Raw genomic sequence first — 23,508 nt, forward strand, 5'->3', positions numbered from 1 at the left:
CAATCTAGGGGGTGTCCCGGCAGCCGTCAGGGCGTCTGGGGGCCCTGGAGGATCTGGAGGTAGTTGCCCACCGGGTCCACGATCGTGGAGAAGAACCAGCCGCCCCCGGTGTCCTCGACCGGCCGCACCCAGGTCACCCCGAGGGAGTCGAGGTGCCGCTCGGCCGCCCGGATGTCGCGCACGGTGAGGTTGACCAGGTGCCGGCCCGGTTCGGCGGCCTTGTCCGCCACGTCGTCCCGCTGGTCGAATCCGATGATCGCCCCGGGGCCGACGATCAGGAGGTGCTCCGCCCAGCGGGCGCCCAGGGGCTCCAGCGCGGCGCGGTACCACGCGATCAGGGCGTCGGAGTCGGTGCTGCCGATGATGATTCCGAGGCCGGTGACGTTGCCGGCGTTGCCGGTGTTGTCGCTGGTGGGGGCTGTCATGGCGGTTCCTCGCTCGGTCGGTGCTCGGGCGCCCTGGTGGGCCTGGCGTCGGGGCGCCCTGGTCGCTCGGTACGTCCCACCCCTGGTGACCGCCCGCGGCCGCGAAACTCATCGGTGCCCCCCGGCCGGCCTACCCCGCCCGGCCCTTCCCGCCCGGCGGGACGGGTGTGCGCTGACGCCCACGGCCTTCAAGGCCGTGGACCACGTTCGCATACGTGGACAAGCTAAGAAGTCCGCGAGGTTACGTCAAGTGCCCTGGCGGACCGGAAAGTTGTTCTGTCCGAAGCGTTGACGAAGCCTTCCGGGCGGCTCTAGCTTCATCGCGTCGTACTTCGTACGTCATATATGAGACGCGATACGCGAGATGTGAGAGCCCGTCACCCATGACCTTTGCGCCCGCCCCGAACCCGTCCCGGACCCAGTACGTGCTGGAGGCCATCAAGCACGCCATCCTCACCGCGAGACTCCAACCGGGGCAGGCGCTGGTGGAGACGGAACTGGCCGCGCAGTTCGGGGTGTCCAAGACGCCCGTGCGCGAGGCGCTGAAGACGCTCGCGGGCACGGGGCTCGTCGTGATGAACCAGTACAAGGGCGTCACCGTGCGACTCGTCGACGCGACGATGGCCCGGGAGGTCTACGACGTCCGCCTGCTCCTGGAGCCGGAGGCACTACGCCGCTCCATCCGTCGCGGCGCCTCGCTGGAGTCGGCCCAGGAAGCCCTGGAACGGGCCGACTCGGCGCTCGACAGGGCCGATCTGTCGCTGGCCAACCGGGACTTCCACCGCGCTCTGTACCTGCCCTGCGGCAACCCGCTGCTCTCCCGGATGCTCGACGAGGTCCGCGACCAGGCGGCCCTCGTCTCGACGGTGGCCTGGTCGGCCGTCCCGTCCTGGGATCGGGAGGCGGCCGAGCACCGCGAGATCCTGCGGCTCGCCCTCGCCGAGGACGCGGAGGCGGCCGCGGGGGCACTCCACCATCACATCGCCTCCTTCGTGCGCCGTGCTTTCCCCGACGACGAAGACGGGGGTGGGGCGGCGTGAACCGTTCGCCGGACGCGCACCACCAGCTCACCTCGACGAAAGGCCGGTCCGCATGGACATCTTCCCGCTGAAGGCGGCCCTCGCAGACGTGGTGGCGATCCCCGTCACCCCGTTCGCCGAGGACGGGAGCATCGACGCCCCGGCGCACCGTGCCCTGGTACGGCGGCTGTTCGACGGTGGCGTCCGCATCGTCACCCCGAACGGCAACACCGGGGAGTTCTACGCGCTGACCCCCGACGAGCGGCGCACCGTAACGGAGCTGACCATGGAGGAGGCCCGCGGCCGAGCCACGGTCCTGGTGGGGGTCGGCCATGACGTGCCCACCGCCGTGGCCGACGCCGAGCACGCCAGGGACGCCGGCGCGGAGATGGTGATGGTCCACCAGCCGGTGCACCCCTATGTCGCCCAGGAGGGCTGGGTCGACTACCACCGGGCGATCGCCGAGGCCGTCCCGGACCTCGGAGTCGTGCCGTACATCCGTAACCCGCTGCTCGCCGGCGACCGGCTCGCCGCACTCGCCGACAGCTGCCCCAACGTCATCGGCGTGAAGTACGCGGTGCCCGACGCGGCGCGCTTCGGGGCCTTCGCCCGCGACGCCGGACTGGAGCGGTTCGTCTGGGTCGCCGGCCTCGCCGAGCTGTACGCCCCCTCCTACTTCGCCACCGGCGCCACCGGGTTCACCTCGGGCCTCGTCAACGTCGCCCCCGGCGTCTCGCTCGCCATGCTGGAGGCCCTGCGCGCCGGTGACTACGGGGCGGCGATGAAGGTGTGGGAGCAGATCCGGCCCTTCGAGGAGTTCCGCGCCGAGGACCAGTCCGCCAACAACGTCACGGTCATCAAGGAGGCCCTGTCCGTGCTCGGGCTCTGCCGCCGCGAGGTACGCGCGCCGAGCCGGGTCCTTCCGGAGGACCGCCGGGCCGAGGTCGCCGGGCAGATAGCCGCGTGGTCCCTGTGACGGATGACCGGAGAGCCGTCCCCGTCGCGCCCGGGGAGCTGCGCAGCCACCAGTGGTACGGCACCGACGGCCTGCGCTCCTTCAGTCACCGGGCCCGCACCCGCCAGCTCGGCTACCTCCCCGAGGAACACCTCGGCAAGCCGGTCATCGCGGTCCTCAACACCTGGTCCGACATCAACCCCTGCCACGCCCACCTGCGCGACCGGGCGCAGGCGGTGAAGCGGGGCGTCTGGCAGGCGGGCGGATTCCCACTGGAGTTCCCCGTCTCCACCCTCTCGGAGACCTTCCAGAAACCGACCCCCATGCTCTACCGCAACCTGCTGGCGATGGAGACGGAGGAGCTGCTCCGCTCGTACCCCGTCGACGGCGCCGTACTGCTGGGCGGCTGCGACAAGTCGACGCCCGCGCTGCTGATGGGCGCGGCGTCCGTGGACCTGCCGACCGTCTTCGTGCCGGCCGGGCCGATGCTGCCGGGCCACTGGCGCAACGAGGTACTCGGCTCCGGCACGGACATGTGGAAGTACTGGGACGACCGGCGGGCCGGGCTCATCGGCGACTGCGAGATGGGGGAGCTGGAGAACGGCCTCGCCCGTTCGGCCGGCCACTGCATGACGATGGGAACCGCCTCCACGCTGACGGCCGCCGCCGAGGTGCTGGGCGTGACCCTGCCCGGGGCCTCCTCCATCCCGGCCGTGGACTCCGGGCACGAGCGGATGGCCGCCGCATCCGGCCTGCGGATCGTCGAACTCGTGTGGCAGCGGACGCGGTTGTCGCACATCCTCACCGCCGACGCCTATGCGGACGCCGTCGCCACCGTCCTGGCGCTCGGTGGCTCCACCAACGCCGTCATCCACCTGACCGCCATGGCGGGCCGCTCCGGCGTCAAGCTCACGCTGGACGACTTCGACCGCATCGCCCGCACCGTGCCGGTCCTCGCCGACCTCCGGCCCGGCGGGCGGTACCTGATGGAGGACTTCCACTTCGCCGGCGGGCTGCCCGGATTCCTGACGCGGCTCACCGGCGTTCTGCACCTGGACCGGCCCACGGTCGCGCACAGCACCCTGCGCGAACAGCTCGACGGGGCGCGGGTGCACAACGCCGAGGTCATCCGGGAGCGGTCCGACCCGCTGGCGGAGGAGGGCGGGGTGGCGGTGCTGCGCGGCAATCTCTGCCCCGACGGCGCGGTCATCAAGCACGTCGCCGCCGAGCCGCGCCTGCTGTGTCACACCGGTCCCGCCGTCGTCTTCGACGACTACCGGGAGCTGCAGCGCACGATCAACGACCCGGCCCTGGCGCTCACCCCGGACCATGTCCTCGTGCTGCGCAACGCCGGTCCCAAGGGCGGCCCCGGCATGCCCGAGTACGGCATGCTGCCGATCCCGGACTACCTGCTGAAGCAGGGGGTGCGGGACATGGTGCGGATCTCCGACGCCCGGATGAGCGGCACCAGTTACGGGGCGTGCGTCCTGCACATCGCGCCCGAGTCGTTCGTCGGCGGGCCCCTCGCCCTCGTCCGCACCGGCGACCTCATCACCCTGGACGTCGAGGCCCGCCTGCTCCACCTCGGCGTCGACGACGACGAGCTGGAACGCCGCCGTGCCGCGTGGAGCCCGCCGCCCGCCCGCTACGGGCGCGGTTACGGGGCGCTGTACCAGGACCAGATCACCCAGGCCGACACCGGATGCGACTTCGCGTTCCTGGCCCGGCAAGGAGAAGTGCCCGACCCGTACGTGGGGTGAGCCGAGCGGCGCGGGGCTCCACGCGACGGGGCGTCCGGCCGGCCCAGCGATCAATAGCAAGCGCTTGCCGCCTTGCGCGACAGCAGGTCCGCACATGCAGCAGGTCCGCACATTCAGCGCATCGAGCGCGTACCGAGATCGGAGACGTGTCATGGCCCAACCCGCCGCCGTGGCCACCCCGCCGCCCAAGTCGCCCCGGCGCCGCACGGCGACACCCCGCCGCCTGCCGTATCTGCTGATCGCGCCCGCGGGCCTGCTGATGCTGGGCTTCATCGCCTACCCGGTGATCAGCGTCTTCTACTACAGCCTGCAGAACTACAACGTCACCAAGCCGTGGCGGAACGGCTTCGCCGGACTCGACAACTTCCGGCGGATCTTCACCGAGGACGACCAGTTCTGGTCGACGCTCGGCTTCAGCGCCCAGTGGGTCTTCACCCAGGTCACCCTGCAGCTCGTGCTCGGCCTCGCGCTGGCCCTGATCGTCAACCAGACCTTCGTCGGCCGGGGCATCTCCCGGGCCATGGTCTTCTCGCCCTGGGCCGTCTCCGGCGTGCTGACCAGCACCATCTGGATTCTGCTCTACAACTCCTCGACAGGTTTCAGCCGTTACCTCGCGGACGCCGGGATCGGGGAGTACGGCACCTCGGTGCTCTCGGACACCGGAACCGTCTTCTGGGCGGCCACGGTCACCGAACTCTGGCGCGGCGTGCCCTTCTTCGCCATCCTCATCCTCGCCGACCTTCAGTCCGTCTCCAAGGAGCTGTACGAGGCGGCGTCGGTCGACGGTGCGGGCAGGCTCCGGCAGTTCTTCCACATCACCCTGCCGCACCTGCGCGACGCGATCATCCTGGCCACTCTGCTGCGCGGGGTCTGGGAGTTCAACAACGTCGACCTGCTCTACACCCTCACCGGCGGCGGACCGGCCGGCGAGACCACCACGCTGCCGCTCTACGTCGCCAACACCGGCATCGAGGGACACGACTTCGGATACGCCTCCGCGCTCACCACCGTCGCCTTCGTGATCCTTCTCTTCTGCTCGATCCTCTATCTGCGCCTGAGCAAGTTCGGAGGCGACCACAAGTGACCGCCGTACTCACCGAGAAGAACGGCGCCGCCCGGACCCCCGCCCGGCCCGGCGGTCCGCCGCCCCCCTCGCGCCGCCGCCCCGGACGGGAGCGCGCCTACGACGACGTACCGCGCTGGCAGATCTATCTGCCGCTCGGCCTCTACCTGCTGTTCACGCTCATCCCGTTCTACTGGATGCTCCTGTTCGCCCTGCGGCCCGCCGGTTCCACCGCGCTGGTGCCCTGGCCGATGACCGGGGAGCACTTCTCCAAGGTCTGGAACGAGCGCAGCTTCGCCGTCTTCTTCCAGAACAGCATGATCGTCGGCGTCGCCACCCTGCTCGCCACCACCCTGGTCGCCCTGGCCGGCGGGTACGCCCTGGCCCGGTTCGACTTCACGATCAAGGGCGTGTTCATGCTGGCGCTGCTCTGCTCACAGTTCATTCCCGGCGCCCTGATGCTCGTGCCGCTCTTCGAGATCTTCCGGAACCTCCAGATGATCAACTCCCTGTGGAGCGTCGTCATTGCGGAGACCGTCTTCCAGCTCCCTCTGTCGATCATCCTGATCAGCGGGTTCATCAAGAACGTCCCGGTCTCCCTGGAGGAGGCCGCCTGGGTCGACGGGTGTTCGCGCTTCACCGCCTTCCGCGCGGTCGTCCTGCCGCTGCTGCGCCCCGGGCTGATCGCGGTCGGCTCCTTCGCCTTCGTCCACAGCTGGAACCACTTCCTGTTCGCTTTGATGTTCCTCAGCGAACAGGACAAGCAGACGATCCCGGTCGGCCTCAACACCCTGATCGGCGCGGACAGCGTCGACCTCGGCGCGCTCGCGGCGGGCGGGGTCATCGCCGCGGTGCCCGTCGTGATCGTCTTCGCGTTCATCCAGAAATGGCTCGTCACGGGCTTCAGCGCGGGTGCGGTGAAGGGATGACCGACCTGACAGCCCCCGCCGCGCCTCTGCCCGTCGTCCTGGCCGGCGCCCGGGGCCACGGCCGCTGGCACCTGGCCAACCTTCGCCGGCTTCAGCATCAGGGCCGGGTGCGGCTGGCCGGGATCTGCGAGCTGGAGCCGCTGACCGCGGACGAACTGGCGGCCTTCGACCTCCTGGGCGGCGACGCACCCGAGCAGTCCGCCGACTTCGGGGCGCTCCTCGACTCCACCGGAGCCCGTGCCGCCGTGGTCTGCACCCCCATCCCGACCCACACCGACCTGGCCCTGGCCGCCGCGTCCCGCGGTGTCCACCTCCTGCTGGAGAAGCCGCCCGCCGCGAGCTGGGCCGCCTACGCGCGGATGGCCGACGGCGTCCGGCGGGCGGGCATCGCCTGCCAGGTGGGCTTCCAGTCGTTCGGTTCGCACGCCGTGCCCGCCGTCCAGGACCTGGTCCGCACCGGGGCGATCGGGAAGCTCACGGGGATCGGCGCCGCCGGGGCCTGGGTCCGCGACGACGCCTACTTCCGCCGGGCTCCCTGGTCCGGCCGGCGCAGGCTCGGCTCCACCGACGTGGTCGACGGCGTGCTCACCAATCCGCTGGCGCACGCCGTGGCCACCGCGCTCGAACTCGCGGACCGGGGCACGGCCGAGGACGTCCTTTCCGTCGAGACCGAGCTGTTCCGGGCCCATGACATCGAGGCGGACGACACCAGCTGCGTCCGCGTCACCACCACCGGCGGCCTGCCCGTCACCGTCGCCGCCACCCTCTGCGCGGCACGGGCGGGGGAGCCCTATGTGATCGTCCACGGCGAGCGGGGCCGGATCACCTTCTGGTACAAGCAGGACCGCGTCCTGATCCAACGCGCGGGCCACGGCCCCGAGGAGAGCGTCCACGGCCGGACCGACCTCCTGGAGAACCTGGTCGACCATCTGGAGCACGGCACGGCGCTCCTGGTGCCGCCCGAGCGCACGGGAGCGTTCATGCGGGTCGTCGAGGCCGTACGGACGGCCCCCGAACCCGTCGCCCTGCCCGCCGACGCCTGGGAGACCCGGTGCGACGCCCCCGGCGGGGGTGCGCGGCGCACGGTGCACGGTATCGATGGCCTGGTCGCCGCCGGGGCCGAATCCCTTGCCCTCTTCTCGGAACTGGGCGCCGCCTGGGCCCGGCGGAGCGAGGTGGCGGCCTCATGACAACCCGACCTGCCGCGGCCTCGTCCGCCACCCCGCCCCCCGCCCCGCCCCTTCCTTCGCCCGCCACCCCGCCCGCGCTCCCCGAACTCCTCGACTGCGCCGGACGCACGGTCGCCCACTACGCCTACGGGGCCGCCGCCGATGGTCGCCCCCGCCTGCACCCCGTCACCACGCTCGCTGGCCGCACCGTCACCCAGGAGCGCCCCGCCGACCACCCGCACCACCTGGGGGTCTCCATCGCCGTGCCCGACGTGGCCGGCCGCAACTTCTGGGGCGGGCGGACCTACGTCCGGGGGCAGGGGCCCACCGAGCTCGACAACCACGGCGTCCAGCGCTGCCTCGGCCGGGAGCGGCACGGCCCCGGCGGGCTGGCGCAGTTGCTCGTCTGGGAGGCGGACGGCGTCGAACTGCTGCGGGAGCACCGAACGGTGGACGCGGTCGAACTCTCCGGCACCGCCTGGGCCTTGGACGTCTCCTTCGCGCTCACCAACCACGCTGCGGGCGACCTCTCCATCGGCAGCCCCGCGACCAACGGCCGCCCCGGCGCCGGTTACGGCGGCTTCTTCTGGCGTGCCCCCAGGGAGGCAGCGCCGCCGGACGTGTTCACCGCCGACCGTGCGGGCGAGGAGGCGGTGCACGGCCGGGCCGCCGACTGGCTCGCGCTCGCCGGGGACGGCTGGACCCTCGTCTTCGCCGGGGCGAGTGAGGAGACCCGGCGCGATCCGTGGTTCGTGCGGACGTCCGCGTACCCGGGGGTCGGCTCCTCCCTCGCGGCGGAGGAACGGCTGCCCGTGCCCTCCGGAGCCACCGTCGTACGTCGGATCGTCACCGTCGTCGCGGACGGCAGGCTGGACCGGGAGACCGCCGCCGAGTACGTCCGACGGGCGGTGACCGCTTGAACCGGCCCTGGACCGCCGACCTCGGGAACGGCACGTACCGCAACCCCGTGCTGAACGCCGACTGGTCCGACCCGGACGTCGTCCGCGTCGGTGCGGACCACTACCTCACCGCGTCCAGCTTCGGCCGGGCCCCGGGGCTGCCGCTCCTGCACTCCCGCGACCTGGTCAACTGGACGCTCGTCGGGCACGCCCTGGACCGCGTGGAGCCCGCCGCCGACTTCGCCCGGCCCCGCCCCGACGCCGGGGTGTGGGCGCCCTCCCTGCGCCACCACGCCGGCCGGTTCTGGATCTTCTGGGGCGACCCCGACCAGGGCGTCCAGCAGATCAACGCCGAGCACATCGAAGGACCGTGGAGCGCCCCGCACCTCCTCAAGCCCGGCCGGGGGTTCATCGACGCCTGCCCCCTGTGGGACGAGGAGACCGGCGAGGCCTACCTCGTCCACGCCTGGGCCAGGTCCCGCTCCGGGATCAAGAACCGTCTCACCGGGCACCGCATGAGCGCCGACGGACGCACGCTCCTCGACGCGGGCCGGACCCTGGTCGACGCCGACCGGATACCCGGTTGGTTCACCCTGGAGGGCCCCAAGCTCCACCGCCACGACGGCCGCTTCTGGATCTTCGCCCCGGCCGGCGGCGTGGAGACCGGCTGGCAGGGCGCGTTCCGGTCGCGGGACTTCTTCGGCCCGTACGAGGAACGCGTCGTGCTGTCCCAGGGGCGCACCCACGTCAACGGGCCGCACCAGGGCGGCTGGGTGCGGACCGCCGCCGGCGAGGACTGGTTCCTGCACTTCCAGGCACGCGGTGCGTACGGGCGGGTCGTCCACCTCCAGCCCATGCGCTGGGACGCGGAGGGCTGGCCCGTCATCGGCGACGCGGGCGAACCCGTCTCCACGCACCCCAAACCGGCCGCCCCCGAGCAGCCCGTGGCAGCGCCCGCCGTGGACGACGACTTCCCCGGCGGCGCCCACGGCAAGCAGTGGCAGTGGACGGCCAACTCCCGCCCCGATGCGTGGACCGAGCACTCCGCAGCCGGGCTGCGGCTCACCTGCGTACGCACGACGGACGCGCACGACCTGCGGCTGCTGCCCAACGTCCTGGTCCAGCGCCTGCCCGCCGAGGAGTTCACCGTCGAGGTCGACCTCGTGCTGCACAGCGACGAGCCGGGCGCCAAGGCGGGTCTGGCCGTGCTCGGGGACGCGTTCTGCTGGATCGGTCTGGAGGCCGGGGCGGACGGGACGCCCCGGCTCGTGCACCGGTACGCCGAGGGCGTCGCGGAAAGCGAACGCGACGCGGCCGAGGCCCGCGCCTCTCCCGGTGGCCGGGCCCGGTTGCGCATCGAGGTCACGGCAGGGGCCCGCTGCCGCTTCTCCGCCGACACGGGCGACGGGTTCCGGCCCTCGGGGCAGGTCTTCGCCGCCACCCCGTGGCGCTGGGTCGCCGCGCTCCTCGGCCTCTTCGCCACCGCGCCGGCCGGGACGGGCCCCGCCGGCACGGCGCTGTTCACCGCCTTCCGCGCCACCCACTGACCCCCCGCAGAAGTGCAGAAGTGCAGAAGTGCAGAAGTGCAGAAGTGCAGAAGTGCAGAAGCGCAGAAGTACGGAACCACCCCGACACATCCGACAGGGAAGAGCCGACCATGACCATCTCGAAGACCCGGCGGGGGCGTACCGCATCCGCCGTCTCCCTCGTAGCAGCCCTCGCGCTGACGGCCGCCGCGTGCGGCGACGACGGCAGCGGAGCCGGCACGGAAGGAAGCGGCAAGGGCGAGATCACCTTCTGGGACAACAACGGCGGGCCGCGCACCGCCATCTGGACCGAGATCATCAAGGACTTCGAGAAGCAGCACCCGGACATCAAGGTGAAGTACGTCCCGATCCCCATCGCCGACGTCCAGTCCAAGTACGACACCGCGATCGCCGGCGGCGGGCTGCCCGACGTGGGCGGGGTCGGCACCGCCTACCTCGCCAACATGGTCTCGCAGGAAGCCCTGGAGCCGGTCAACAAGCGGCTGAAGGGATCTGCCCTGGAGGGCAGGCTCGTCGACTCCATGGTCGAGAGCGTCCGGTCGGCCGCCGGCCGGGGCGACGACATCTACTCCGTCCCGACCTCCGCGAACAACGGCGTGCTCTGGTACCGCACCGACCTGTTCGAGCAGGCCGGACTGAAGGCCCCCGAGACCTGGGCCGACTTCTACACCGCGGCCGAGAAGCTCACCGACGCCGAGAACAACAAGTTCGGCTACACCATCCGCGGCGGGGCCGGCTCCATCGCCCAGGCGCTGGACGCCGTTTACGGCCAGTCCGGCATCACGGAGTTCTGGGCCGGTGACAGGACGACGCTCAACGACCCGAAGAACGTCGCCGCGCTGGAGAAGTACGCGGGCCTCTTCAAGAGGACCACGCCCGCGGCCGACGTCAACAACGACTTCACCAAGATGGTCGCGCAGTGGGACACCGGCACCATCGGCATGCTGAGCCACAACCTCGGCTCCTACCAGGACCACGCGAAGGCCCTGGGCGAGGGCAAGTTCGCCGGCATCCCGGCCCCCATCGGGGACAGCGGCACACGCGTGCAGGTCTCCAACCCCGTCGACGGACTCGGCCTCTTCCGGTCGAGCGACAACAAGACCGCGGCCTGGAAGTTCATCGAGTTCGCCGCCTCCCACGCGTCCAACAGCAAGTGGAACGAGTCGGCGGGTGCCATCCCCGCCAACGCCGAAGCGGCGAAGGACCCGTGGATCAACGAGACCGAGTCGACCGCGCTGGCCGCGAAGACACTGACGGACGGCTCCACCGAGGTCGTCGACCTGCCGTACTACCTGCCCGACTGGAACAACATCAGCAAGGCGGACAACGAGCCGGAGTTCCAGAAACTGCTCCTCGGCAAGACCACGGCCAAGCGCTTCCTGGACCGGATGGCCGAGGAGCTGAACGCCGCGAACAAGGAGTGGGCGGAGCTGGGCAACGGCTGAGACCCCGCCGTCCCGCACGCCTCGTCCCCGATGACGGGAGACCGGCGGCGGCCCGGGTCGCCGCCGGCCGCAGGCCCCCGCCCCTCTCTCTCCCCTCTGCTTTCTCCACTTCCTCCGACGACAGAGAAGGTTTCGCCATGCCCGCACGCACGCGTCACACCCGGGCCGTCGCCGTCACCCTGGGCTGCGCCTCACTGGCCCTCGCGCTGAGCGTCCCCGCCCAGGCCGCCCCCCGGCCGGGCCCCCACGGCACGGGGATCGAGCGCGCCGTACTGCCCGCCGGGGACGGCTGGGCCGCCGCCGAGGGCTCCACCACGGGAGGCGCGGACGCCGCACCCGAGCACGTCTACACGGTCACCGACCGGGCCGAACTCGTCGCCGCCTTCGAGGAGGCGGGCGACGCGCCGAAGATCGTCAGAGTCGCCGGCACCCTCCACGGCAACTCCGACGCCGAAGGCATCCCGATCGGCTGCGAACAGTACGAGACCGACGGCTACACCCTGGAGAAGTACCTCGCCGCCTACGACCCGGAGGTCTGGGGCAGCGACCGGATCCCCGAGGGCCCGCTGGAGGACGCCCGGGTGGCCTCCGCGAAGCTCCAGCAGGCCGCCGTCGACGTCCGCGTCCCGTCCAACACCACCCTGATCGGGGTCGGCGCGAACCCCGAGATCATCGGCGCCAGTCTGCAGGTCCGGGACGTCTCCAACGTCATCGTCCGGAACATCTCCTTCGCGGACACCTACGACTGCTTCCCCCAGTGGGACCCCACGGACGGCAGCGAGGGCGCCTGGAACTCGGAGTACGACAACCTCGTCGTGTACGGCTCCCGTCACGTCTGGGTCGACCACAACACCTTCAGCGACGGCGACCGCCCCGACGCCGACCAGCCCCGCTACTTCGGTCAGCTGTACCAGCAGCACGACGGCCTCTTCGACATCGTGCGCGGCGCCGACCTGGTCACCGTGTCGTGGAACGTCCTCAAGGACCACGACAAGACGATGCTCATCGGCAACAGCGACGGCGCCGGCGCGACCGACCGCGGCAAGCTCCGCGTGACGCTCCACCACAACCTGTTCAAGGACGTGAAGGAGCGCGCTCCCCGCGTCCGCTTCGGCCAGGTCGACTCGTACAACAACCACTTCGTCGCCACGCGCGGCAGTGCCTACGGCTACACCTACGGCATCGGCGCCGAGTCCCGCCTGGTCGCCGAGCACAACGCGTTCACCCTCGCCGGCGGCGTGGACCGGGCCACCGTCCTGAAGAAGTGGTCGGAGGCCCCGCTCACCGCGGAGAACAACTACGTCAACGGACGCAGGACCGATCTGATCGCCGTGCACAACGCCGGCGTCCCCGGCGAGCAGCTCACCGAGGGCGCGGGCTGGACCCCCGAACTGCGCACGACGGTCCACCACCCCTGGGCCGTCCCCGCACTGGTCGGCCTCAAGGCCGGGGCGGGCAGGGCGTCCGGCCGCCGATGACCGGCGTCCAGCCCTGAACCCGTCCGCACCCGTTCCCGAAACAGCTCGCCACCCGATCCCGAAGCAGGTCGCGCCCCACAGCGCGTTCCGCGCACCCGCGTCCCCGAAGAACCGGCCGGAGCGGCACCGCACGCTTTCCACCACCCCGGAGAGCGCCGCTCCGGCCCTTCGCCGCCCGCCCGGAGGAGTAACCGTCATGCCCACCCGACGCACCGCCCTGTCCGCTTCACCGGCGCGGGCGCCACGCTCGCCCTCGGCGGACCGTCCGCCGGCGCCCGGTCCGCGAACCCCCGCCCCTTCGGCCGCTACGGCTCACCGGCTCGTCCGGCCCCAGCTCAGCGCCTCCGGGGCCCGTGCGCACACCCCGGCCGGGGAGCACGCCGCCGGAGTCTGTCGTCGCACGGCCGGCTGCCGTGCGACGACCGACCCTAGGAAGCGTAGGTCTCGTACTCGGCGATCCTCGGGGTGCCGGTCGAGCCGATGATCTCGAAGGTGATCTTGCGCAGCGTGGTCCGCGGGAAGGAGATGGTCCCCGCCCCGTCGCCGGAGGCCAGGACGGCCCCGGTGTCGGCGTCGATGAGCCGCCAGGCCCCGACGGAGCCCGCGGATCCCGCCGCCTCCCGGATGACGGCCGAGGACAGGGCGGTGGGGGAGTCCCACTTGATCGAGGCGTGACCGGTCGAACCTGCGGGCGACCAGTAGGTGTTCAGGTCACCGTCCCGCAGGTTGCCGAAGCTGGTCCCGGAGGCCTTGCTCGATCCGTCGGAACCGGCGCCGATGCTGAGGTTCGTCCCGCTCGGCGGCGTGGGGTCGGTGGGGCCGGGGGTCGGGTCCGTGGGGTCCGGTGTGGGCTGGGTGGGGTCGGTGGGGTCGGGCGTGGGCTGGGTCGCGCAGTTGCCGTCCGAGACCTTCAGGCCCTTGCCGGCGCCCGCCGTCCGGCTCACGACGTCCGGCACACAGCCGGCCGCGTCGGGGGTGTAGGCGTAGGGGATGCTGACGGTGGTGGTGGACTTCATGTCGGGCCCGGCGGGGTTGTTGTCGCTGCCGGGGCTCGACCAGGTCACGTTGTCCAGCGTGTTGCCGCTGACCTGCCAGTAGCCGGCGGCATCGGTGTAGAAGGTGCCCAGGACGTCCTTGGAGTCCTCGAAGTAGTTGTTCTCCACCTTGGCGCGGGCGCCGGCACGGGAGTTGATGCCGGACGAGTTGAGCCGTACGTAGTGGTTGTTGTACATGTGGCCGATGCCGCCCCGCAGCAGGGGCGCGCGGGAGTCGATGTTCTCGTACAGGTTGTGGTGGTACGTGACGAACCCGTTGGAGACGTCGCTCTCGCTGGACCCCACCAGGCCGCCGCGCCCCGAGTTGCGCAGGATGCTGTAGGAGAGGGTCACGTACCGGGTGTCGGCCTTCATGTCGAAGAGGCCGTCGTATCCCTCGGACTCGCCGCCCGACGCCTCCAGCGTCGTGTGATCGACCCAGACGTTGCGGACGCCGGACTCCATGCCGATGGCGTCACCGCCGTTGGAGGTGGGGGACCCCGACTTCTTGACGTTCCGGACGGTCACGTTCTGGATGATGATGTTGCTGGACTCGCGGATGTGGATGCCGATCTGGTCGAAGACGGCGCCACCGCCGACGCCCACGATCGTGACGTTGCTGATCTGCTTCAGCTCGATCACGCCGTCGGCCGTGTTGCAGCTGCCGCCGGACACCTTGCTGGTGTTGCCGTGGTTGATGGTTCCTTCGACCTCGATGACGATCGGCGTGCTGTCGGCGGCGCGGCCGCAGAGGGCCGTGTGGATCGCGGTGCCGGTGGTGGCCCGCACCGTCTGTCCGCCGGCGCCGCCGGTGGTTCCGCCGTTCTGGGTGGCGTAGCCCGTGGCGCTGCCGGCGGCCGCCGACGCCTCGGGAGCCGTCAGGACGATGCCGGCCGCGGCCGCGAGGGCCAGGGTGGCCAGTGCTGCCTGCAGCCGCCGTGTGACGGGTTGCCTCATGTTCGTCTCCCTGTGTCTTGGGGGTGCGAGTGATACGTAGCTGTCAGGTGCATGACAAAGTAGGAGCGCTCCCACTTGCGCCATCACGACCTTTCGTTCGGGAGGAGTTCCGCTGCGACTAGAAAGCGCTTTCTCTGTTCTTTCCCAGTGAAGATAGAGGGGGGCGGCGGCTCTGGCAAGGTGCGTGCGGCTGTTGGATTCCCGTCCTGCGCTGCACGCTCGATGTCGATCAAACACGTGGTGAGGACGTCGAGTTGACGTCTGACGAGTGGTGACGTGGGTCGATTCCGGCATGCGATGCGCCGGGTGCGGTGCGGGCTGACGGGGGCTGGGGCGGATGCGCACGCCTTCGGTGAGCGCCGGGCGGAATCCTCATTTGGGAGCGCTCCCATATTGTGCTCGCGCTCGGCGCTCAAGCTGCTCGGCTCGTCGCTCGCCCGCCGGGACGGCGCGGATGTGACGACGCCGGGCCGACGGGTCCGGGAGCGCGCCCGCCCTTGTCTGATGGACCGTCAGGTATGACGATGGCGGCCGTCACCCGGGGCGGAAGCGTCCCGGGCCGAGGGGAAGGAGGCCGCCGTGCCGATACTGCCCAGCGGGCCGCTGTCGTACGGGATGCAGCTGCCGGTCCAGTCGCAGAGCGTCATCTACGCGGAACCCTGGGAGGCGGCGGCGACCCCCGCCGATCTCGTCCGGGTCGCCCGCGCCGCCGATCTCGGCGGGTTCGCCTACATCGCCGGCTGTGACCATGTCGCCATCCCGCGACGGCTCGCGGACGGCATGAGCACCGTCTGGTACGACCCCGTCGCCACGCTCTCGTTCCTCGCCGGGGTCACCGGACGCGTGCTGCTGATGAGCCATGTCGCCGTCGTCGGCCTGCGCCACCCGCTCGTCACCGCCAAGCAGTACGCCACCCTCGACCACCTCAGCGGCGGGCGGCTGATCCTCGGCGTCGGCGCGGGGCACGTACGGGAGGAGTTTGAGGCGGTCGGGGCGGACTTCGACGGGCGCGGGGGCGTGCTGGACGAGAGCATCGACGCGCTGCGGGCCGCGCTCGGGCCCGAGGAGTACCCGGAGTTCGCGGGGGAGCGGTTCTCGTTCAGCGGGCTCGGGCAGCTGCCCCGGCCCGCCCAGGAACGGGTGCCGGTCTGGGTCGGCGGCTCCTCGCCCGCCGCCGTGCGCCGGGCCGCCGTGCGGGGGGACGGGTGGCTGCCGCAGGGCGATCCCCGGGACCGGCTGCCCGCCCAGATCGCCCGGCTGCGCGCTCTGCGGGAGGAGGCGGGGGTCGAAGTGCCGATCGTCATCGGTGCGATCACCGAACCGCTGTACGTGGGTGAGCCGGCGTGGTCCGTGGGGCGGCGGACGCTCGCCGGGAAGCCGGAGGCGCTGGCCGAGTCGCTGCGGGAGTACGCGGCCATCGGCGTGCACCAGATCCAGGTGCGCTTCCGGAGCCGGAGCGTGGACGAACTGACCGATCAGATGGCGGCGTTCGATGCGGACGTGGCCCCTCATCTCGACAGCTAGGGAGTGTGTCATGGGCAAGCTGGACGGGCGGGTCGTCCTGGTCACCGGGGCCGCGCGCGGGCAGGGCGAGCAGGAGGCGCGGCTCTTCGCGGCCGAGGGCGCGCGGGTCGTCGTCGCCGATGTGCTGGTCGAACAAGGGGAGTCGCTGGCGAAGGAGTTGGGCGCGGACGTGGCCCGGTTCGTGCGGCTGGACGTGGGGTGCGAGGAGGACTGGGCCGCCGCCGTCGCCGTGGCCAAGGACGCCTTCGGGAAGATCGACGGGCTCGTCAACAACGCGGGCATCCTGCGCTTCAACGAGCTGGTCAGCACCCCGCTGGAGGAGTTCCAGCAGGTCGTGCGGGTCAATCTGACGGGTGCCTTCCTCGGGATCCGGGCCGTCGCGCCGGAGATCGAGGCCGCGGGCGGCGGGACGATCGTCAACACGTCCTCGTACACCGGTCTGACCGGCATGCCCCTGGTGGGGGCGTACGCCGCGACCAAGCACGCGGTGCTGGGCCTCACCAAGGTCGCCGCCATGGAACTGGCCGGGAAGGGCGTCCGGGTCAACGCCGTCTGCCCGGGGGCGGTCGACACCGCGATGAGCAACCCGGCCCTGCTGGACGCGGAGGCCGACCTGACGACGTCGAGCGCCGCCCTCGACGCGTACTACCGCAAGCTCGTGCCGCTGGGGCGGATCGGCCGGCCCGAGGAGGTCGCCGCGCTGGTGCTGTTCCTGACCTCGGGGGACTCCTCGTACATCACCGGGCAGCCGTTCGTCATCGATGGGGGGTGGCTGGCCGGGGTCAGTCCCTTCTGACCCGCTCACCTGACGCAGTGTCAGGTATTGACGGGTCGCGGCAGCGGTGGAACAGTCGGTCGCATCACAATCTGACGATGCGTCAGAAAAACTTGAGGACGGTGAACCTCCGTGGAATTCGGGCTCTTTGTTCAGGGGTACGTGCCCGCCGCGCGCGCCAAGGTGGACCCCGAGGCAGAGCACAAGGCACTGATCGAGGAGACCGAGTACGTCATCCAGGCGGACAAGTCCGGCTTCAAGTACGCCTGGGCCTCCGAGCACCATTTCCTGGAGGAGTACTCGCACCTCTCCGCCAACGACGTGTACCTCGGCTATCTCGCGCACGCCACCGACCGCATCCACCTCGGCTCCGGCATCTTCAACCCGCTCGCGCCCGTCAACCACCCGGTGAAGGTCGCCGAGAAGGTCGCGATGCTCGACCATCTCTCCGAGGGGCGCTTCGAGTTCGGCACCGGGCGCGGTGCGGGCAGCCACGAGATCCTCGGGTTCATGCCGGGCATCACCGACATGAACCACACGAAGGAGCTGTGGGAGGAGACGATCGCCGAGTTCCCCAAGATGTGGCTCCAGGACGAGTACGTCGGCTTCCAGGGCAAGCACTGGTCCCTGCCGCCGCGCAAGATCCTGCCGAAGCCGTACGGGAAGTCCCACCCGGCCATGTGGTACGCGGCCGGGTCGCCGTCCTCGTACGCCATGGCGGGGAAGAAGGGGCTCGGGGTGCTGGGCTTCAGCGTGCAGAAGGTCTCCGACATGGAATGGGTCGTGGAGTCCTACAAGAACGCCGTCAAGGACGCGGAGCCGATAGGGGCGTTCGTCAACGACAACGTGATGGTGACGTCCACCGCGATCTGCGCCGAGACGCATGCCGAGGCCGTGGAGATCGCGGTCGGCGGCGGGCTCAACTACCTCCAGTCGCTGCTGTTCCGCTACCACGACACGTTCCCGCGGCCGGAGGGGATTCCGGAGTGGCCTCAGCTGCTGCCGGAGTACACCGAGGAGATCGTCGAGCTGCTCATCGCGGAGGAGCTGATGATCTGCGGGGACCCCGACGAGGTGCTGAAGCAGTGCCGGCGGTGGGACCGGGCGGGGGCGGACCAGCTGAGCTTCGGGCTGCCGATCGGGATCAGCCCCGAGGACACGATGAACACGATCAAGCTGATCGGCGAGCACGTGATTCCGCAGATCGACACGGATCCCGTGCATCGGACCTCGCGGTTCCGGGCCGCCGCCAACTGATTCGGGGCTCCGCCCCGGACCTCGCTCCTCAATCGCCGGAGGGGCTTGGTTGTCCAGCCCCTCCGGCGATTGAGGAGCGGGGGTGTGGGGGCGGAGCCCCCGCCCACAGCCGGGCGGCGTCTTCCCGGACCGTCGCCCTGTGAGCCGGGGTGCGTACCGCGGCCCAAGCGTGCGCACCCCGGCTGTCCCGACCGGCCGGGGAAGGACCCACGGAGAAGGGAACCGTCATGCTCGACCACCTCATCCGCCGCGCGACCGTCGTGGACGGCACCGGCGGCCCCGCCCGCACCGCCGACGTCGGAATCCGCGGGGGCCGGATCGCCGTCGTCGCCGAGCCGGGGACGATCACCGAAGAGGCCCTCACCGCCGAGGACGCCGACGGGCTCGTCCTCGCCCCCGGGTTCGTCGACCCGCACACCCACTACGACGCCCAGCTCTTCTGGGACCCCTACGCCACCCCCTCCATGAACCACGGCGTCACCACCGTCGCGGGCGGCAACTGCGGCTTCACGCTCGCGCCCCTCCATCCCGACCGGCCCGAGGACGCCGACTACACCCGGCGGATGATGTCGCGGGTCGAGGGCATGGCGCTCGCCGCGCTGGAGGAAGGCGTCGACTGGACCTGGTCCACCTTCCGCGAGTACCTCGACGCCCTAGAAGGCCGCATCGCCGTCAACGCCGGGTTCATGGTCGGCCACTGCGCCCTGCGCCGGCACGTCATGGGCGCGGACGCGGTCGGCGGACAGCCGACCCCCGGGCAGCTGGACGCCATGCTCGCGCTCTTCCACGACGCGATGGACGCCGGGGCCTGGGGCCTCTCCACCACCCAGTCCTCCACCCACTCCGACGGCGACGGCGAGCCCGTCGCCTCCCGGCACGCCCGGCCCGAGGAGCTGCTCGCCCTCTCCCGCGCGGTCGGCGAGCACGAGGGGACCCAGCTGGAGGCGATCGTCGCCGGATGCCTGGACCAGTTCTCCGACGAGGAGATCGACCTCTTCGTCGACATGACGGCCGCCGCCGGCCGCCCGCTCAACTGGAACGTCCTCACCATCGACGCCTCCGTCCCCGAACGCGTGCCGCGCCAGCTGGTCCCCAGCGAACGCGCCCGCCGCGCGGGCGGCCGGATCGTCGCGCTGACCATGCCGATCCTCACCCCGATGAACATGTCGCTCGGCACCTTCTGCGCCCTCAACCTCATCCCCGGCTGGGGCGAGGTCCTCGCCCTCCCGGTGCCCGAGCGCATCGAACGGCTCCGGGACGCCGGCACCCGCGCCGAGCTGCTGCGTCGCGCGGACAGCAGGGAGGCCGGGGTCTTCCGGCGGCTCGCGAACTTCGGCCGGTACGTCATCGGCGACACCTACAGCGCCGCCAACGAGGGGCTCAGCGGCCGCGTCGTCAACGACATCGCGGCCGAGCGCGGCCAGGAGCCCTTCCACTGCCTGGTCGAGATCTGCGCCGCCGACGACCTGCGGACGGTCCTGTGGCCGATGCCCACCGACAACGACCCGGACTCCTGGGCGCTGCGGCAGCGGACCTGGGAGCACGAGGACGTCATGCTCGGCGGCTCCGACGCGGGCGCGCACCTGGACCGGATGTGCGGGGCCCCGTACACCACCCGCTTCCTCGGCGACTGCCTGCGCGGACGCCGGCTCGTCTCCCTGACCGCCGCCGTCAAGATGCTCACCGACGACCCGGCCCGGCTCTTCGGGCTGCGCGAACGCGGCCGGATCCAGGAGGGCTTCCACGCCGATCTCGTCCTGTTCGACCCCGAACGGATCGACGCCGGACCCGCCACGCTCGTCCACGACCTGCCCGGGGACAGCCCGCGCCTGGACTCCAAGGCCCTCGGGATCGTCTCCGTACGCGTCAACGGCGTCGAGACCCTGCGCGACGACAAGGTGACGGGGGCGGTGCCGGGTACGGTGCTGCGCTCGGGCCGCGACACCCGGACGGTGAGCACGGCGTGAGCCCCGAACCAGGAACCTCCGGGAAGCTGTTCATCGACGGTGCGTGGACCGAGCCCGACGACGGGCACTACGAGGTGATCGACCCGGCCACCGAGGAGGTCGTGGGCCTCGCCCCCGAGGCGAGCCGCGCCCAGGTGTACGAGGCGGCGGCCGCGGCCCGCCGGGCGTTCGGGGCCTGGTCGCGGACCCGGCCCGAGGAGCGCGCCGCGATCCTGGACCGGGCGGCCGACCTCGTCCAGCGGGACTTCCTCGCCCACGCCGAGATCGCCCGCGCGGAGAGCGGAGCCACCGCCTCCACCGCCCGGGGGATGCAGGTGGGGGTGGGTGCCGCCCGTTTCCGGCGGTACGCGCGAGGAGCCCTGGAGCCCGTCGAGGAGGCCGTCGCGCCGCAGATCAACGAGGCCGGGCCGATGGGCCGGGCCGGGGTCTTCGGAGCGCTCGCCGTACGCCGGCCGGTGGGCGTGGTCACCTGCATCACCTCGTACAACAACCCCTGGGCCAACCCGGCGGGCAAGATCGCGCCCGCGCTCGCGATGGGCAACACGGTCGTGGTGAAGCCCGCGCCGCAGGACCCCCTCTCCGTCTACCGGATGGCCGCGGCCCTCGCGGAGGCGGGCGTTCCGCCGGGTGTCGTGAACGTCGTCACCGGGTCGGGCGCGGCGGTGGGCGAAGCCTCCGTCGCCTCGGCGGACGTCGACATGGTCAGCTTCACCGGCTCCACCGCCGTCGGGCAGCGCATCGCGGAGGTGTGCGGACGCGGGATGAAGCGGCAGTTGATGGAGCTGGGCGGCAAGGGCGCGGCGCTCGTCCTGGCGGACGCGGACCTGAGCGCCGCGGTCGCGGGCATCGGCACGACGTTCTCCTTCTACAGCGGACAGATCTGCACGGCTCCGACCCGGGTCCTGGTCCACCGGTCCCGTCAGGACGAGCTGATCGCCGCGCTGACCGCGTACGCGAACCGCCTCACCGTCGGCGACCCCGCGGACCGGGCCACCGTCGTCGGCCCGGTCATCTCCGCCGCCCACCGCGACCGCGTCGAGGCGTACGTGGAGCTGGGCCGCAAGGAGGGAGCGCGGGTCGTCGCCGGCGGCGTCCGCCCCGCCCACCTGGACCGGGGCTTCTACGTGGCCCCCACGCTCCTCGCCGACTGCACCAACGACATGCGGGTCGTCCGCGAGGAGATCTTCGGACCGGTCGTCGTGGTCGTGCCCTTCGACGACGAGGAGGAGGCCGTCGCCCTCGCCAACGACAGCGACTACGGCCTCATCGACTACGTGTGGTCCGGCGACGTGGCCCGCGCCTTCCGGGTCGCCGGCCGGCTGCGTGCGGGCGGGGTCGGCGTCAACACGGTCGGGCGGAACATGGAGGCCCCGTTCGGCGGGTTCAAGATGAGCGGGGTGGGACGGGACGTGGGCTCGTACGCGCTGCATGCCTACAGCGAGACCCAGGCGATCGTCTGGCCCGGCTGAGGCGCGCCCCGGGAGCCCCGTTCCCGGGCCGCGGGAAAATTTTGAACCACCACAAAACGGACAGTGCTGCGATTACCGTACGCTGTCACGCTCGGTCAAGCGGCATGCAATACAAGGCTTGGCGGGATAGTGACCTTGAATTGATGTGGTGTTCCTGGGCTGTTGGCCGCTACAACCAAGGGTGAGACGTTGGGGTCTCACGCTCCGGATGTGGATATCGCAGCGCATAGCGTCCTTCTCATGACTCAGCTGGACGCGCGGCCACAGGCCGGAGACACGGTACGGGGAAGCGCCCCGGCCGACGGCGGTGTACGCGGCAAGGGGCTCGGCGGGAACTCCGTCGGCCTCATGGGCAGCGCCGTCATCGGCGTCTCCACCGTCGCCCCCGTCTACTGCCTGACATCGACCCTCGGCTCCACCGCGGGAGAGGTCGGCGTGCAGATGCCCGCCGTCTTCCTCGCCGGGTTCCTGCCGATGCTCCTCGTGGCCTTCGCCTACCGCGAGCTGAACAAGGTCATGCCGGACTGCGGCACCTCCTTCACCTGGACGGTGAAGGCGTTCGGCCCGCGCGTCGGCTGGATGTGCGGCTGGGGCCTGGTCATCGCGACGATCATCGTGCTGTCCAACCTGGCGGGCGTCGCCACCTCGTACTTCTGGCTGCTGGCGGGCGAGATCACCGGCAGTGACGCCATCGCCGCCCTGGACGACAGCAAGCCCGTCCACATCCTCACCTGTCTGGTCCTCATCGCCGTCGCCACCGCCATCAGCTACCGGGGCATGACCGCCACCAAGGGTATCCAGTACGCCCTGGTCGGGCTCCAACTCGTCGTCCTCGCACTGTTCGTGACGATGGCCCTGAACAAGGCGGGCGGCGGCGGGGCGGACTTCGCGTCCTCGCTCGACTTCTCCTGGTCCTGGCTGAACCCGTTCGCCGTCCAGTCCTTCGCCGCCTTCACGGCCGGTCTCTCCCTCTCCATCTTCATGTTCTGGGGCTGGGACGCCTGTCTGACCGCCAACGAGGAGACCACCGGCAGCGAGAAGACCCCCGGCCGCGCGGCCCTCATCGCGATGGTCGTCCTGGTCGGCTCCTACCTGGCCACCGGCATCGCCGCGCAGATGGCCGTCGGCTCCGGAACCTCCGGGCTCGGCCTCGCCAACCCGGACACCTCCGACAACGTCTTCGCCGCCCTGGCCGGACCGGTGATGGGGCCCGGCCTCGGCATCCTGCTCTTCCTCGCGGTCCTCGCCTCGGCCGCCGCCAGCCTCCAGACCACGTTCATCCCGGTCGCCCGCACGGTGCTCGCGATGTCCGCGTACGAGGCGATGCCGGCCTCGTACGCCAAGGTCCATCCCCGCTTCAAGACCCCCGGCCGGGCGACGGTCACCGCGGGCATCGGCACCGGCGTCTTCTACACGGTGATGACCCTGGTCAGCGAGCACGTCCTGGTCGACACCATCTACGCGCTCGGCCTCATGATCTGCTTCTACTACGCGCTGACCGCCTTCGCCTGCGCCTGGTACTTCCGCGCCGAACTGACCCGCTCCGCCCGGGACCTGGTCTTCAAGGGCCTCTTCCCGCTCCTCGGCGGCACCCTGCTCGCCGCCGTCTTCGCCAAGACCCTCTACGACATGTGGGACCCGGCGTACGGCTCCGGCTCCTCGGTCCTCGGCGTCGGCTCGGTCTTCGTCATCGGGGTGGGGCTGCTGCTCCTCGGCGTGGTGCTGATGGTCGCGATGGAGCGCCGCAGCCCGGCGTTCTTCCGGGGGGAGATCCTGACCAAGGACACCCCGGCCCTCGTGGTCCGGGACTGAGGTCTCCGGTACGACCGGGGCCCG

Annotated in this window: 18 protein-coding genes; 16 read left to right on the top strand and 2 right to left on the bottom strand. The window is 71.3% G+C overall.

Annotated elements, in window-relative coordinates; translation table 11 throughout:
* Positions 1 to 26: 26 nt before the first annotated feature.
* Entirely contained in the window at positions 27 to 425 is a 399-nt protein-coding gene (locus ACH4UK_RS26105; protein WP_398360092.1) for a VOC family protein, read from the bottom strand.
* A gap of 383 nt (positions 426 to 808) precedes the next feature.
* Between ACH4UK_RS26105 and ACH4UK_RS26110 the strand changes: the two genes are divergently transcribed.
* The 10 genes from ACH4UK_RS26110 (at position 809) to ACH4UK_RS26155 (ending at position 12,689) form a co-directional block, all read left to right on the top strand.
* On the top strand, positions 809 to 1,465 hold the full coding sequence (locus ACH4UK_RS26110) for a GntR family transcriptional regulator (protein ID WP_398360094.1): 657 nt from the start codon (positions 809 to 811) through the stop codon (positions 1,463 to 1,465).
* Positions 1,466 to 1,517: 52 nt separating this feature from the next.
* On the top strand, positions 1,518 to 2,420 hold the full coding sequence (locus ACH4UK_RS26115) for a dihydrodipicolinate synthase family protein (RefSeq protein WP_398360095.1): 903 nt from the start codon (positions 1,518 to 1,520) through the stop codon (positions 2,418 to 2,420).
* The gene (araD, locus tag ACH4UK_RS26120) at positions 2,417 to 4,159 is read left to right on the top strand and encodes an L-arabinonate dehydratase (RefSeq protein ID WP_398360097.1); all 1,743 of its coding nucleotides are present in this window, start codon (positions 2,417 to 2,419) and stop codon (positions 4,157 to 4,159) included. The genes ACH4UK_RS26115 and araD overlap by 4 nt, the downstream gene beginning before the upstream one ends.
* Positions 4,160 to 4,310: 151 nt before the next feature.
* Positions 4,311 to 5,243: a carbohydrate ABC transporter permease gene (locus tag ACH4UK_RS26125; protein WP_398360098.1), complete on the top strand. Its 933-nt coding sequence runs from the start codon at positions 4,311 to 4,313 to the stop codon at positions 5,241 to 5,243.
* On the top strand, positions 5,240 to 6,151 hold the full coding sequence (locus tag ACH4UK_RS26130) for a carbohydrate ABC transporter permease (RefSeq protein ID WP_398360100.1): 912 nt from the start codon (positions 5,240 to 5,242) through the stop codon (positions 6,149 to 6,151). The genes ACH4UK_RS26125 and ACH4UK_RS26130 overlap by 4 nt, the downstream gene beginning before the upstream one ends.
* Positions 6,148 to 7,341: a Gfo/Idh/MocA family protein gene (locus tag ACH4UK_RS26135; protein ID WP_398360102.1), complete on the top strand. Its 1,194-nt coding sequence runs from the start codon at positions 6,148 to 6,150 to the stop codon at positions 7,339 to 7,341. The genes ACH4UK_RS26130 and ACH4UK_RS26135 overlap by 4 nt, the downstream gene beginning before the upstream one ends.
* Complete coding sequence (locus ACH4UK_RS26140; protein ID WP_398360103.1) at positions 7,338 to 8,240, top strand: PmoA family protein; 903 nt, start codon at positions 7,338 to 7,340, stop codon at positions 8,238 to 8,240. Before ACH4UK_RS26135 ends, ACH4UK_RS26140 begins: the two co-directional genes overlap by 4 nt.
* A complete protein-coding gene (locus ACH4UK_RS26145) occupies positions 8,237 to 9,766 on the top strand; it encodes a family 43 glycosylhydrolase (protein ID WP_398360105.1) in 1,530 nt (509 codons plus the stop codon). The genes ACH4UK_RS26140 and ACH4UK_RS26145 overlap by 4 nt, the downstream gene beginning before the upstream one ends.
* Positions 9,767 to 9,876: 110 nt before the next feature.
* Positions 9,877 to 11,211 carry an ABC transporter substrate-binding protein gene (locus ACH4UK_RS26150; protein ID WP_398360107.1) on the top strand — a complete coding sequence of 445 codons (1,335 nt, stop codon included), beginning with the start codon at positions 9,877 to 9,879 and terminating at the stop codon, positions 11,209 to 11,211.
* Between the two features lie 137 nt (positions 11,212 to 11,348).
* Positions 11,349 to 12,689, top strand: a complete 1,341-nt coding sequence (locus ACH4UK_RS26155; protein WP_398360109.1) for a polysaccharide lyase family 1 protein — start codon at positions 11,349 to 11,351, stop codon at positions 12,687 to 12,689.
* A 428-nt stretch (positions 12,690 to 13,117) separates the two neighbouring features.
* Here ACH4UK_RS26155 and ACH4UK_RS26160 read toward each other — a convergent pair whose 3' ends face one another.
* Positions 13,118 to 14,680: a polysaccharide lyase family 1 protein gene (locus ACH4UK_RS26160; protein ID WP_398360111.1), complete on the bottom strand. Its 1,563-nt coding sequence runs from the start codon at positions 14,678 to 14,680 to the stop codon at positions 13,118 to 13,120.
* 579 nt (positions 14,681 to 15,259) lie between these two features.
* Here ACH4UK_RS26160 and ACH4UK_RS26165 point away from each other — a divergent pair.
* The 6 genes from ACH4UK_RS26165 to ACH4UK_RS26190 all read left to right on the top strand — a co-directional run bounded on the left by ACH4UK_RS26165 (position 15,260) and on the right by ACH4UK_RS26190 (position 23,484).
* Positions 15,260 to 16,204, top strand: a complete 945-nt coding sequence (locus tag ACH4UK_RS26165) for a TIGR03619 family F420-dependent LLM class oxidoreductase (protein WP_398360112.1) — start codon at positions 15,260 to 15,262, stop codon at positions 16,202 to 16,204.
* A 10-nt stretch (positions 16,205 to 16,214) separates the two neighbouring features.
* Entirely contained in the window at positions 16,215 to 17,000 is a 786-nt protein-coding gene (locus ACH4UK_RS26170; protein WP_398360114.1) for an SDR family NAD(P)-dependent oxidoreductase, read from the top strand.
* Between the two features lie 111 nt (positions 17,001 to 17,111).
* Positions 17,112 to 18,236, top strand: a complete 1,125-nt coding sequence (locus ACH4UK_RS26175) for an LLM class flavin-dependent oxidoreductase (protein WP_398360116.1) — start codon at positions 17,112 to 17,114, stop codon at positions 18,234 to 18,236.
* Between the two features lie 227 nt (positions 18,237 to 18,463).
* Positions 18,464 to 20,203 (top strand): amidohydrolase family protein, encoded by a 1,740-nt coding sequence (locus ACH4UK_RS26180; protein WP_398360117.1) that lies wholly within the window; start codon positions 18,464 to 18,466, stop codon positions 20,201 to 20,203.
* Complete coding sequence (locus tag ACH4UK_RS26185; RefSeq protein ID WP_398360119.1) at positions 20,200 to 21,672, top strand: aldehyde dehydrogenase family protein; 1,473 nt, start codon at positions 20,200 to 20,202, stop codon at positions 21,670 to 21,672. Before ACH4UK_RS26180 ends, ACH4UK_RS26185 begins: the two co-directional genes overlap by 4 nt.
* A 240-nt stretch (positions 21,673 to 21,912) precedes the next feature.
* Complete coding sequence (locus tag ACH4UK_RS26190; protein WP_398360121.1) at positions 21,913 to 23,484, top strand: APC family permease; 1,572 nt, start codon at positions 21,913 to 21,915, stop codon at positions 23,482 to 23,484.
* The last annotated feature ends 24 nt before the right edge of the window (positions 23,485 to 23,508 follow it).

The sequence above is a fragment of the Streptomyces sp. NPDC020884 genome (assembly GCF_044333935.1).
Taxonomy (GTDB): Bacteria; Actinomycetota; Actinomycetes; order Streptomycetales; family Streptomycetaceae; genus Streptomyces.